The sequence below is a fragment of the Pseudomonas sp. F-14 TE3623 genome (assembly GCF_053629015.1).
The window spans coordinates 4,410,091-4,422,793 of record NZ_JBRJHM010000001.1; the positions used below are offsets into that span (position 1 = coordinate 4,410,091).

The window sequence follows — 12,703 nt, forward strand, 5'->3', positions numbered from 1 at the left end:
CATCGATCGCCACAATAACCACCTGGAAGACTTCAACATGACCGACACCCATTTCACCACCGCTACCCGCTTCGTGGAAGTTGATGGTGATCAATTTGCCTATCGCCGCTGGGGCAACAATACGACAGGCCAGCCCCCTCTGTTCTTCCTTCAACATTTTCGCGGCGGTATGGATCATTGGGACCCACTTATGACGGATGGCCTGGCTGCGGGGCGCGAGGTCATCCTCTACAACGGTCGAGGGATTGCCTCTTCTTCCGGCAAACCGCGTAACCGGATCGAACATATGGCCGATGACGCGGCTGCGGTGATCCGCACGTTAGGCCTGTCCAAGGTAGATGTTCTAGGCTTCTCACTGGGTGGTTTTCAGGCCCAGGACCTGACACGACGCCATCCCGACCTCGTCCGCAAGCTCATGCTGCTCGGCACCGGACCTCGTGGCGGTAATCCGGATTCAGACCCTGGAGTGCTGGAAGCTGCACCGCGCCCCGTTCCGACCCTCGAAGACTTCCTGTTTCTGTTCTTCGGTCGATCCGCGGCGGCGCAGCAGGCCGGATGTGATTTCTGGGAGCGCCGTCATCAGCGTGTCGACCAGGACCCACCCAGCTCTCCTGAAGTGATACAGGCCCAGATCGAAGCGAATATGTACTATTTGCCAAAGCTGGACCCGAACGATCCTTTCAATCATCTGCGCGAGATAAAACAGCCGACGTTCATTCTGAACGGTATGAATGACGTTATGGTTCCAACGGTCAACTCCTGGTACATGGCTCAGAACATCCCGAACGCCCAACTGTTCCTGTACCCGGATGCCGGTCATGGTGCTCAATTCCAATGCCCTGAGCGTTTTCTCAAACACGCCATTCAATTCCTTAACGAGTCCCACCCTGCGGAGAAAGCTCATCATGCTGAAGTTTAAATTTTTGTTATGGGCGTTGACCAAGCTATTACAGAGAACAATCAAAAAAAATCCTGACTGTGCAACATACGTTAAAGGCAAGGAGTTGGTCTTTCAAATCCAAACGCATGACGGAGTGGGCCGCTACTTCACCGTTAAAAACGGCAAGATAAAATCCTCTGCCGGTTTGACTGAAAAGCCAAAATTCACCCTGTCGTTTAGAGATGCAGCAAAGGGTTTCGCCATTCTGTCTGCCAAAGATAGTAAAGATGCATTTCTGACAGGATTGCGTAAAGAGGACTTGGTTATCCGCGGTGACTTTGTTGAAGTGATGTGGTTCCAGGGATTAACTGAATACTTGCAGCCCGGTAAAAAAACATCAGCATTTTACCCTTCGACGCGCTAGGAATTTGATGCAGTGAGCCCTACTTGATCTGACAGTCACCCGCTTTTTTAGGGTGCCTGTTAGATCTGACTTTCGCGAACCATAGCCAGCTTCTGGTCGGCGCTCCAGCGGCGTCGGCGTGTTCGCGGGTAAAATGGCATAATATGCCAATGATCGAAAAAATCTGTTTGCCCAGAGCTGGAGCTAATTATGGCGACGCGAAACGTTGTGCTCACCCCTCACCAGGAACAGGTTATCCAGGACCTGGTGCAGTCCGGCCGTTATCAGAATGCCAGCGAAGTGATGCGAGAAGGTTTGCGTTTATTGGAACAGCGTGTCGCCGAAGACGCCGCCAAAATTGAGGCCCTGCGTCAGGCGACCTCAATCGGCATCATGGATCTTGAGTACGGGCGCTTCACGCAGTTGAACGAAGGGGATCTGGAGCGCTACCTCGAGGGTTTGAGCCTGGAGGCCACCCTCCCCGCGCGTGAAAAACACTGAGCATGCCGCAGTATCGGATTTCCAACGCCGCGCGCACCGATATTGTCGACATCCTCAAGCTCTCCCAGATGCAGTTCGGCGATCAAGCACGCCAGCGCTACCAGGCGCTGATCCTCGCGGCGCTGCAAGCGATTGCCGGCACACCTTATCGCATTGGCAGCCACGACCGCGATGAGCTTGCACCGGGCCTTCGCAGCTATCACCTCATCTATTCACGCCAGCAGACCAAACACCCCCATGGGACGGTCAAAAGCCCCCGGCATATCGTGTTCTATCGTGTGGGAGATGGCGACTTGATTGAGATCGTCCGACTCCTCCATGACGCCATGGAGGTGCAGTTGCATCTGCCCAGAGATTGACCCAAACGTTAAAGGCTGACGCCTCAGCACATAAATTTCAGGCAAAAAAAAGCCACTCATCTGAGTGGCTTTTTTCTGAATCTTGGAGCGGGAAACGAGCTTCTTACTAAACGTCTATCCAATCCACTTTCGGATCACGTTGGCGTTGATGCCATGGCTGATGGCGACACTGGAAATGGAAGCTCCGGGTTGCAGATATTCCTGAACAACCTGGGCTTTGAACTGTTTAGGGTAAGAGTTTCGTTGGCGCATTAAGGGCTATCGCGTCCGCCTCAAAATAGGCGGACACCATCGCCCTTAATTTGGGAGCTCGGAAGGTGTGTTGGCGGTTCGCTTACCGCCTGCCAACGCAGCGGCCGAGTGAAATCGAAGAGCTTCTACCTCATAAGTGGAGCGAGTAACACTCGGACTGGATTGGTGAGCGCTACGTCTCGAATAGGACCATTCCAAGCGATGGATGAGAGTAGGAATACTATGATAAGAAAAGCTACCTGGGACAGGTAGAACGGCTCCAGCCACTGCTGCTTCAATGCGACGTAAAAAGTGTTATGAGTTACGTCGACCAAAATAATCGCTACCGTAAGCACGATTCCGGCTCTTGGTTTGATGAAAAGTAGCAGTGCTGCAAGCGGGTCAAAAAACGTAAGCCCCCCCCCCAGAAAATACGGCTAGCCAAGTAAGTGCTAGGCCCGTATCCGTAGTCCCAGAGCAGTCCATGCGAAACGTCTGCACGGATGTGATTAGCGGTTGCGATGAAAAGGCAGCATGCGAACAAAACTCTGACGGCGAATGACAATCTTGGCATAGCGTTATCTACATTCGTGATCTACGCCCTGCATGATAGCGGGATCGACCAACGGCGCCAGCAGTTGCAATGGGAGGGTGTGATCGCTGAACGCTTACCGAGATCACACTGCATTGAGGTGTCCCTCGTCCCCGTTCCTGAAGCAGCCCCATCTCACTCTTCATAGGCGCTTGCAGCCAGCGTCGACAGTACAAGATCACCCATTTCGGCATCTGGTGATGTTCCAGAGCCTTGATGATCAGGCTTGCCCAACGTGGTCAAAGAACGCGCTGATATCCCCTTCCAGTACCCAGTTCTTGCGACGGCACCGAATGGAACATTGATGCAAAGCATCGTGGGCCGATCGTCCGGGCCTGTCCCCATACGAGTCAGGATGGAAAATCGGACCGATCAATGCCTTGCGTTGTCACCAAGAGGCCCCCTTAGGTATGTAGGTACCTGGCAATATACGAATCCGTCGACCACGTCGCGCCGGCTTAAGTACCGTGTACGAGCGAAAGCGCTGCGAATAAGCGAGTTGCAGCTGTGTGATTTCCCGAACAAATGCCGGCAACTGCAACTCGAACACCTGATCGATGAGACTGCGCGCTAGCTGCCAGACGGCGGCGGCATCGGGATATCACCAAGCTGCAACCCCAGCAGCGTCATGTATTCGTAGATGTGCTGATAGCCGGATTGCGCTTCATAGCTTGGGCACGGGGATTGAGGTTCCCCACAGAGCCGCAGCTCCATGTTTGCACCGCCCATGCCCCATTGCGTGTAGTTCAAGTTGTTACGGGTAACGGTATCGATTTTGGAGCAAACCATTTCCTTCATTTTTTCATCGATGACGTTGGTAGACTCATAGAGCGTCAAGGAGAAGTCGAGAGAGGTTGCGCACCATGCCATCGGAACGACATCCAGCGTGTTGTAGATGCGTAGCGCATTGCCGGCCATCTGCTGATTGAAATAGCTCGCAAAAATACTATCGCCGGCCGTTGGCGCAGCAATCGTTTCGCAATGGAAATTGAAGTTCGAGAATTTATCTTTCAAGTAAAGCGCTAGAACCGACATCAAGGCACCGCCAAGGCTATGCCCGACCAACCGGATCGTTGCACCACTGCGCTGTTTTGCCAGAAAATCGCAAAGTGTGCCTTGGAAACCGATTGTCGATACCTGATCCAATATCGCCTTTACACCGTCCGCAGTCCCCTGCGCCAGATGTGCCGGCACTGGGCAGTTCTTGATAAGCTTCTGCAGCGGCACCATTGGAGAAATATCAAGATCGTCTATCTGATCCTTGAGGGAATCGGCAAGGGTTCCACTCGTCACCACGACGATGTCGTTTTCGTTTTGCCCGCCGACCAGCACCACCGTGATGTGAGCCACATGCTCGCCATCCGGGACCAGGGCGGGCCCCCAGGCTACGCCATAGCCGCCGCCTACCTTGGAGCCATTAAGGCGCGTAAGAATGTTGTCTTTTACCTGGCTCGGCGAAGGGTTCTTCATGTTTTTCCAATCCGGCGAAGACAGCGCCGCATTGTTCACCACGTACGCGTGGGTAAGATTAATTTGTCTTTGCTGAAGTGAGTCTAGCGAAGTCATGACTGCTCCTTGTCTCGAAGATAGATAATTCAACGGGACCAACGAAAACTCACTGCTGCCGTCGATCCGTCTTGGCCAGCAAGATCGAGTGTAGCCGCAGTTTTGGAAGCGACAACTTAATGCGCGGTCGCTTGCGCAGCAGTTAGAACGGTCCTTGATTCCGCCAATCCGAAACCGCTGATACTGACCGCATCCGGTAACGATCACGTTAATCGTACGCCCTGTCTCGCGGGACTTTGGTCGCCCGCCCACGTCAGCAGGCCAAACACCCTCATGGGTCGGCCAAAGGCCCACGGCATATGGTGTTTTATCGAGTGGCAAACGTCGACGTGATTGAGGTCGTCCGACTTCTTCATGACGCCATGGAAGTGCAGTTGCACCCCAACCGTTGCTGACTGCTTTTAGGGGGGCGCGGCAAAAGTCAAAGAAGGACTTTTCTTTGGACGAAAAAAATGGACCTCTTTTCAGAGATCCATTTTTAATGCTTGGAGCGGGAAACGAGACTCTCATCTGGCGTCCGACCCATTGAAATCTAAGGGGTTTCTGTTATTCCTGAAACAGGAATGGACTTGATCATGGACTTGTTCTTAAGGTGTATCAAGAGCAAAAAAAAGGAGTAACTCCAAGCCAAACTATCGAGTTCTATCTACAGCCAATCGGGGGAAGCAGTCATTCATCCGACGATATCTATTTCGCTGGATTGCCTCGGAGTTACAAACCGCCGTGAAAACGTACCGGTTCACGCCCCCTTCTACCTTCACTGGTCTAATCACAAATGAAGGTCCCTCCAAGTCTCAAGTTTTTACGATTCGGTAGCTGAGCCATAACCTGCCCTCCTTTTATCACCTTCCAACCAGAAACTCATTTCAGGGACTTGCGCTGCCGGTATTATGGTATACCATCAGACGCGCAGACACTCTCACCCTACACGGAGCAGCTCATGAGTTTCGAAATCCGCAAGATCGTCAGCTATGTCGAAGAAACCTTTATCGAAGGCGGCAAGGCCACCGATAAGCCAGTGACCATGGTCGGCCTGGCCGTCGTGATGAAAAACCCTTGGCTGGGCCGCGGCTTTGTCGAAGACCTGAAACCGGAAATTCGCGCCAACTGCTCCGACCTCGGTGCACTGATGGTCGAGCGCCTGGTCAGCATCATCGGCGGTGCCGAGAAGATCGAGGCTTATGGCAAGGCCGCTGTCGTGGGCGCCGACGGTGAAATTGAACACGCCTCTGCTGTCATCCACACCCTGCGCTTTGGCAACCATTACCGTGAAGCGGTGAAAGCCAAGAGCTACCTGAGCTTCACCAACAAGCGTGGCGGCCCGGGCACTTCGATCCAGATTCCGATGATGCACAAGGACGACGAAGGCCTGCGGTCGCACTACATCACCCTGGAAATGCAAATCGAAGATGCTCCGCGCGCCGATGAAATCGTGGTGGTGCTGGGTTGCGCCGATGGCGGCCGCCTGCACCCACGCATCGGCAACCGCTACATCGATCTGGAAGAACTGGCTGCGGAAAACGCCCAGTAATCAAGGTCGACAAGAACAACAAAAAGGCATGCAGGAGCGCTCCATGATTCGGCTCACCGCTGAACTCACCCCGGCTGGCACCAGTTACCTGGCGACCGGCCAAGGCCAGCCCGTGGTTTTGATCCACGGCGTGGGCCTGAACAAAGAAATGTGGGGCGGCCAGGTCGTTGGCCTGGCCACGAAGTACCGCGTGATTGCCTACGACATGCTGGGCCATGGCGCCAGCCCACGCCCGGAAAGTGGAACCCCGCTGCTCGGCTATGCCGACCAGTTGCTGGAGCTACTCGATCACCTGCAATTGCCCCAGGCGACGGTGATCGGTTTTTCCATGGGCGGGCTGGTGGCGCGGGCATTTGCCTTGCATTACCCGCAACGCCTGCAAGGCCTGGTGGTGCTCAACAGCGTGTTCAATCGCAGCCCCGAACAGCGTGCCGGCGTTATCGCCCGCACCGCTCAAGCGGCCGAGCACGGACCGGATGCCAACGCCGAAGCCGCCCTGTCGCGCTGGTTCAGCCGTGAATATCAGGCGGCCAACCCGGCGCAGATTGCGGCCTTGCGCCAAACCCTGGCAGACAATGACCCGCAGGGTTACCTGACCACCTATGAGCTGTTCGCGACCCAGGACATGTACCGCGCTGACGACTTGGGCAGCATTCAGGTGCCGACACTGATCGCCACCGGTGAACTGGACCCCGGTTCGACACCTGAAATGGCCGAGCAATTGGCCGCACGCATTCCCGGCGCGACAGTTGCCGTGCTCGCCGAACAGCGGCATATGATGCCCGTAGAATCACCGCGCCTGGTCAACCAGCTGCTGCTGGAGTTTCTCGACACGGTGCACTCCCGACAAAACCAAATAAAGGGGATCGTTGCATGACACTCGCACGCTTCCAGATGTGCATCGGCGGTGAATGGGTCGATGCCCTGTCCGGCAAGACCTTTGAAAGCCTGAACCCGGCGCTGGCCCAAGCCTGGGCCGAACTGCCCGATGCCGACGAAGCCGATGTCGAGCGCGCCGTACAGGCTGCGCAGACAGCTTTCGACAGCCCGGCCTGGCGCGGTCTGACCGCCACCGCCCGGGGAAAACTGCTGCGGCGCCTGGGCGATCTGATCGCCGAAAACAAGGAACACCTGGCGCAGCTGGAAAGCCGTGACAACGGCAAGCTGATCCGCGAAACCCGTGGTCAGGTCAGCTACTTGCCGGAATTCTTCCACTACACCGCGGGCCTGGCCGACAAACTCGAAGGCGGCACCCTGCCCCTCGACAAGCCGGACCTGTTTGCCTACACGGTGCACGAAGCCATGGGCGTGGTCGCCGCGATCATTCCCTGGAACAGTCCGTTATACCTGACCGCGATCAAACTGGCCCCGGCCCTGGCGGCGGGCAACACCATCGTGATCAAACCGTCGGAGCACGCCTCCGCCACCATTCTCGAACTGGCGCGCCTGGCACTGGAAGCCGGCATCCCGCCGGGCGTGGTCAACGTCGTTACCGGCTACGGCCCAAGCACCGGCGCAGCCCTCACCCGTCATCCGCTGATCCGCAAAATCGCCTTCACCGGCGGCGCTGCGACGGCGCGGCACGTGGTGCGCAGCAGCGCCGAGAACTTCGCCAAGCTGTCGCTGGAACTGGGCGGCAAATCACCGAACATTATCTTCGCCGACGCCGACCTCGACAGCGCAATCAACGGCGCGATTGCCGGGATCTACGCGGCCTCCGGTCAGAGTTGCGTCTCCGGTTCGCGATTGTTGGTGCAGGACGAAATCTACGATGAGTTTGTCGATCGCTTGGTCGAACGCGCCAAACGCATCCGCATCGGCAACCCGCAGGAAGACAGCAGCGAAATGGGCCCCATGGCCACCGCGCAGCAACTGGCGGTGGTCGAAGGCCTGGTCGCCGATGCCATCGCCGAAGGTGCGCGCCTGCGCCTGGGCGGCAAGCGTCCGCAGAATCTAGGCGATGGCTGGTTCTACGAGCCGACCCTGTTTGAATGCGATCGCAACTCGATGAAGATCATGCAGGAAGAAGTCTTCGGTCCGGTGGCCTCGGTCATCCGTTTCAAGGATGAAGCCGAAGCGTTGGCGATTGCCAACGACTCGCAGTTCGGCCTCGCCGCCGGCATCTGGACCCGTGATCTGGGCAGGGCTCATCGCCTGGCCCGGGACGTGCGCTCCGGGATCATCTGGGTCAACACCTACCGCGCTGTCTCGGCCATGGCGCCGATCGGCGGCTTCAAGAACAGCGGCTATGGACGCGAGAGCGGCATCGATTCGGTGCTGGCCTACACCGAGCTGAAAACGGTGTGGATCAACCTCTCCCAGGCACCGATGCCTGACCCCTTCGTGATGCGCTAGGAGATTGACGAAATGATCGAACCCGGCATTTACAAAGACGTCATGAGCTCGTTCCCGTCCGGGGTCACGGTGGTCACCACCCTGGACCCGGACGGCGGCATCGTCGGCATTACCGCCAGCGCGTTCAGTGCGCTGTCGATCGATCCGGCACTGGTGCTGTTCTGCCCCAACTATGCCTCTGACACGTACCCGATCCTGCGCGACAGCAAGCAGTTCGCGATTCACTTGCTGTCCGCCGACCAGACCGCCGAAGCCTATGCGTTTGCCGGTAAAGGCAAGGACAAGGCCAATGGCATCGACTGGCACTTGAGCGCGCTGGGCAATCCGCTGCTGGGCAAAGCCACGGCGATCATCGAGTGCGAACTGTGGCGCGAATACGACGGCGGTGACCACGCGATCATCGTCGGCGCGGTGAAGAACCTGATTCTGCCCGAGCAACCGGTGACGCCGATGATCTACCACAAAGGCAAGCTGGGCCCCCTGCCCGTCCTGGCCTGATAGTCGTACACAAAACCCTGTGGGAGCGGGCTTGCTCGCGAAAGCGGTGGGTCAGTCGACATTGATTGTGAATGTCAGTCCGCATTCGCGAGCAAGCCCGCTCCCACAGGTACAGCATTCGGCACAAGTTTTTTTATATTCCCAGGAGCCGGCATGAACCCAGCAGCCTCGCAACTGTTCCGCCAGCAGGCCTATATCGACGGCCAATGGCTGGATGCCCCGGACGGCGCCTGTCAGGACATCTTCAACCCGGCCACCGGCGAGTTGATCGGCCGAGTGCCGAACCTTGGTGCCGAGCACGCGCGTCAGGCCATCGCCGCCGCCAACAAGGCCTGGCCGGCCTGGCGTGCGCTTTCCGCCAAAGAACGCAGCCAGACGCTGAAACGCTGGCACGCGCTAATGATTGAAAATGCCGATGCGCTGGCAGAAATCCTCACCCTCGAACAAGGCAAGCCGCTGGCCGAAGCCAAGGGCGAAATCCTCTACGCCGCGAGTTTCATCGAGTGGTTTGCCGAAGAAGCCAAGCGCATCTATGGCGACACCATTCCCAGCCACAAAGGCGATGCGCGCATCGTCGTCAGCAAGGAGCCGATCGGCGTCGTCGCGGCCATCACGCCGTGGAATTTCCCAGCGGCGATGATCACCCGCAAGGCCGGCCCGGCACTGGCGGCGGGTTGCCCGTGCATCGTCAAACCGGCACCGGAAACGCCGTTCTCGGCATTGGCCATGGCTGCGCTGGCTGAACAGGCCGGTATTCCGCCGGGCATTTTCAACGTGATCACCGGCGACGCCGTGGCCATCGGCGGCGAGCTGACGGCCAGCCCGCTGGTGCGCAAGCTGTCGTTCACCGGTTCCACCGCCATCGGCAAACTGCTGATGGCCCAGTGCGCGCCGACACTGAAAAAAGTCTCGCTGGAACTGGGGGGCAATGCGCCCTTCATCGTCTTCGACGACGCCAACCTGGAGCGTGCCGTCGAGGGTGCGCTGATCGCCAAATTCCGCAACGCCGGGCAGACCTGCATGTGCGTCAATCGCTTCCTGGTGCAGGACGGCATACACGACGCCTTCGTCGCTCGCCTGGCCGAACGGGTCAAGCAACTGCACGTCGGTAGCGGTTTTGAAACCGGCGTGAATCAAGGCCCGCTGATCAACGAACGCGCCGTGGCCAAAGTCGAAGACCACGTTCAGGACGCGCTCGCTCAGGGTGCCCAGCTAATGTGCGGCGGCGAACGTCATGCCCTTGGACACGGCTTCTTCCAGCCGACGGTGCTGGCCGATGTGACCACCTCGATGAAAGTCGCCCAGGACGAAACCTTTGGTCCACTGGCCGCCGTATTCCGCTTCGAGACTGAAGCCGAGGCGATCCACATGGCCAACGACACCGAATTCGGCCTCGCCGCCTATTGCTACACCCGCGATCTCGGTCGCGCGTGGCGCATGAGCGAAGCGCTGGAGTACGGCATGGTCGGGATTAACGAAGGGCTGATATCCACTGAAGTCGCGCCCTTTGGCGGCATCAAATCCTCGGGCCTGGGCCGTGAAGGTTCCAAGTACGGCATCGAGGATTATCTGGAACTCAAATACACCCTGATGGGCGGATTGGACGACTTTGGGAGCACACCGCGATGAGCAACGAGAAATATGAACAGGGTCTGAAAATCCGCACCCAGGTGCTGGGCGAAGCCTACGTGAAACGCTCTATCGAGAACGCCGACGACTTCACCCGGCCGCTGCAGGAAATGGTCACCGAGTACTGCTGGGGCCACGTCTGGGGCCGTGAGGGTTTGTCGCTTAAAGAGCGCAGCATGATAAACTTGGCCATGATTTCGGCCCTCAATCGGCCTCACGAACTCAAGCTGCATGTACGCGGCGCCTTGCGTAACGGACTGACTCGTGAACAAATACGCGAAATTCTGCTTCAGGTCGGTATTTATTGCGGTGTCCCCGCTGCCGTAGACAGTTTCCGGCTCGCCCGTGAAGCGTTCGCCGAAGCCGATGCCGAGGCCTCCAGTTAACCCTTGGCTGTTTGATCTGACCGAGCACGGAGATTCTTGCGATCGAAGTGCTCTTTTTGCATGGACAGCCACATTCAGAGCGGACCCCATGAAACGCCTGCCACTCGACGACAGCTTCAAGGTCAATCGCAACCCCGTTACCCTGCGCGAAATCGTGCTGGATAAACTGCGAAGCGCCATCATGAACTTCCAGCTCATGCCGGGAGACCGCTTGGTCGAACGCGATTTGTGTGATCGCCTGGGCGTCAGCCGCACGTCCGTACGCGAGGCCTTGCGTCACCTGGAATCCGAAGGCCTGGTGGAATTCGCCGACGCCAAAGGGCCCAGTGTCGCGATCATTACCCTGGCCGATGCCGTCGATATCTACGAACTGCGTTGCGTGCTCGAGGGTTTGATCGTCCAACTGTTTACCTTGCGTGCCAAGGCCAAGGACATCAAGGCCCTGGAAAAAGCCCTGGAGGAAAACCGCAAGGCCCTCAAGGAAGGTGAACTGCAACAGGTCATCGACTCGGTTCAGGGTTTCTACGATGTCCTGCTCGAAGGCTCCGGCAACCATGTGGCGGCCACTCAACTGCGCCAGTTGCAGGCACGAATCAGCTACTTGCGGGCGACATCGGTGTCCCAGGAAAACCGTCGTGGCGCGAGCAATCAGGAAATGGAACGCATGGTCGAGGCCATCAAGAGCGGCGATCCGCTGGCCGCCCATCAGGCGTGTGTCGATCACGTCCGCGCCGCCGCAGCCGTCGCTCTGGATTACCTCAAACGCAAACAGGAAGAGACCGGGAAAATCCCCGAAATCACCCTGCCGATCGCGCTTAAAGAACCGCGCATAGGTCGCTAAAGATGTTCAGCCCGAGCTTTTGTCCAAAGTGCGGCGGCAATGACCTCAGGTCACAGCTGCCGCCGGGCGATACGCACGAGCGCCTGATGTGCCGCGGTTGCGGCTACATCCATTACATCAATCCGAAAATCATTGCCGGCTGCATCATCGAGCAGGACGGCAAATATTTGCTGTGTCAGCGCGCCATCCCGCCGCGTCCTGGTACCTGGACGCTGCCGGCGGGCTTCATGGAAGGTGGCGAGACCACCGAGCAGGCGGCGCTGCGCGAAGTCTGGGAAGAGAGCGGCGTGCGCGCGGAAATTCTCTCGCCGTACTCGATCTTCAGCGTGCCGAAGATCAGCGAGGTGTACATCATCTTCCGCGCCATTGCGTTGGAGATCACCGGCCAGTACGGGCCGGAAACCCTCGACTACAAATTCTTCGCGCCCGAGGACATTCCTTGGGACAGCATCTACTACCCGGCAATCCGGCAGATCCTCGAACGCTATATCGAGGAACGCCAGGCCGGGGTGTACGGCATCTACATCGGCAACGACGATACCGGCAAGATCCACTTCATTCGTTGACGTCCCTCAGGGCGCCACGCCCTCGACAATGATGATCTGAGCCCGAGCCACGCCCTCGCGGTGCCGTTTCGCTTCCTGATATTCCTCCGACTGATAGCAGGCCAGCGCCTGTTCGTACGAGTCGAATTCAATCACCACGTTGCGCTGCGGCGTGGGCCCGCCTTCCAGCGCTTCGCTGCGCCCGCCCCGGGCCAACATCCGTCCGCCATACAACGCGAAGGCCGCCGGCGCCCGCTGGGTGTATTGGCTGTATTGATCGGGGTCGGTGACATCTACATGAGCAATCCAGTACGCCTTCATAGTGACCTCTCGGTTTATTTTGTATTATGGTATACCACACAATATTTCCACCAAACACTGAGAAT

General features: G+C 57.7%; 15 protein-coding genes and 1 pseudogene. 13 read left to right on the forward strand and 3 right to left on the reverse strand.

Annotated features, from left to right (window positions below):
- The first annotated feature begins 37 nt into the window (after positions 1-37).
- From AB7M29_RS20365 to AB7M29_RS20380, 4 genes are all read left to right on the forward strand, one after another.
- Positions 38-919 (forward strand): alpha/beta fold hydrolase, encoded by an 882-nt coding sequence (locus tag AB7M29_RS20365; protein WP_454247698.1) that lies wholly within the window; start codon positions 38-40, stop codon positions 917-919.
- Positions 906-1,304: a helicase gene (locus tag AB7M29_RS20370; protein WP_454247699.1), complete on the forward strand. Its 399-nt coding sequence runs from the start codon at positions 906-908 to the stop codon at positions 1,302-1,304. The genes AB7M29_RS20365 and AB7M29_RS20370 overlap by 14 nt, the downstream gene beginning before the upstream one ends.
- Positions 1,305-1,493: 189 nt before the next feature.
- Positions 1,494-1,784, forward strand: a complete 291-nt coding sequence (locus AB7M29_RS20375; RefSeq protein ID WP_454247677.1) for a type II toxin-antitoxin system ParD family antitoxin — start codon at positions 1,494-1,496, stop codon at positions 1,782-1,784.
- A 2-nt stretch (positions 1,785-1,786) separates the two neighbouring features.
- Positions 1,787-2,143, forward strand: a complete 357-nt coding sequence (locus tag AB7M29_RS20380) for a type II toxin-antitoxin system RelE/ParE family toxin (RefSeq protein WP_454247700.1) — start codon at positions 1,787-1,789, stop codon at positions 2,141-2,143.
- Positions 2,144-2,257: 114 nt separating this feature from the next.
- On the opposite strand, the gene AB7M29_RS20385 is transcribed toward AB7M29_RS20380, so the two are convergent.
- Together AB7M29_RS20385 and AB7M29_RS20390 are read right to left on the reverse strand one after the other, a co-directional pair.
- Positions 2,258-2,395, reverse strand: coding sequence for a transposase (locus AB7M29_RS20385; protein WP_454247701.1), 138 nt, complete (start codon positions 2,393-2,395; stop codon positions 2,258-2,260).
- Positions 2,396-3,536: 1,141 nt separating this feature from the next.
- Entirely contained in the window at positions 3,537-4,532 is a 996-nt protein-coding gene (locus AB7M29_RS20390) for a lipase family protein (protein ID WP_217856274.1), read from the reverse strand.
- 251 nt (positions 4,533-4,783) lie between these two features.
- Between AB7M29_RS20390 and AB7M29_RS20395 the strand changes: the two are divergent.
- From AB7M29_RS20395 to AB7M29_RS20435, 9 genes and pseudogenes are all read left to right on the forward strand, one after another.
- A pseudogene (locus AB7M29_RS20395) lies at positions 4,784-4,927 on the forward strand (type II toxin-antitoxin system RelE/ParE family toxin); the annotation flags it as partial.
- Positions 4,928-5,472: 545 nt separating this feature from the next.
- A complete protein-coding gene (locus AB7M29_RS20400) occupies positions 5,473-6,063 on the forward strand; it encodes an amino acid synthesis family protein (protein ID WP_003201692.1) in 591 nt (196 codons plus the stop codon).
- 43 nt (positions 6,064-6,106) lie between these two features.
- Complete coding sequence (locus tag AB7M29_RS20405) at positions 6,107-6,940, forward strand: alpha/beta fold hydrolase (protein ID WP_454247702.1); 834 nt, start codon at positions 6,107-6,109, stop codon at positions 6,938-6,940.
- Entirely contained in the window at positions 6,937-8,418 is a 1,482-nt protein-coding gene (locus tag AB7M29_RS20410) for an aldehyde dehydrogenase (RefSeq protein WP_033057762.1), read from the forward strand. The genes AB7M29_RS20405 and AB7M29_RS20410 overlap by 4 nt, the downstream gene beginning before the upstream one ends.
- A 12-nt stretch (positions 8,419-8,430) precedes the next feature.
- On the forward strand, positions 8,431-8,916 hold the full coding sequence (locus tag AB7M29_RS20415) for a flavin reductase family protein (protein ID WP_454247703.1): 486 nt from the start codon (positions 8,431-8,433) through the stop codon (positions 8,914-8,916).
- Between the two features lie 153 nt (positions 8,917-9,069).
- Positions 9,070-10,545 carry an NAD-dependent succinate-semialdehyde dehydrogenase gene (locus AB7M29_RS20420; protein WP_454247704.1) on the forward strand — a complete coding sequence of 492 codons (1,476 nt, stop codon included), beginning with the start codon at positions 9,070-9,072 and terminating at the stop codon, positions 10,543-10,545.
- Positions 10,542-10,931: a carboxymuconolactone decarboxylase family protein gene (locus tag AB7M29_RS20425; protein ID WP_046049783.1), complete on the forward strand. Its 390-nt coding sequence runs from the start codon at positions 10,542-10,544 to the stop codon at positions 10,929-10,931. Before AB7M29_RS20420 ends, AB7M29_RS20425 begins: the two co-directional genes overlap by 4 nt.
- An 88-nt stretch (positions 10,932-11,019) precedes the next feature.
- On the forward strand, positions 11,020-11,772 hold the full coding sequence (locus AB7M29_RS20430; protein WP_201112033.1) for a GntR family transcriptional regulator: 753 nt from the start codon (positions 11,020-11,022) through the stop codon (positions 11,770-11,772).
- Positions 11,773-11,774: 2 nt separating this feature from the next.
- Positions 11,775-12,338, forward strand: a complete 564-nt coding sequence (locus tag AB7M29_RS20435) for an NUDIX hydrolase (RefSeq protein WP_415769518.1) — start codon at positions 11,775-11,777, stop codon at positions 12,336-12,338.
- A 6-nt stretch (positions 12,339-12,344) separates the two neighbouring features.
- Here the strand turns inward: AB7M29_RS20435 and AB7M29_RS20440 are convergent, their stop codons facing one another.
- Positions 12,345-12,638 (reverse strand): DUF1330 domain-containing protein, encoded by a 294-nt coding sequence (locus AB7M29_RS20440; RefSeq protein WP_033057753.1) that lies wholly within the window; start codon positions 12,636-12,638, stop codon positions 12,345-12,347.
- Between the last annotated feature and the right edge of the window lie 65 nt (positions 12,639-12,703).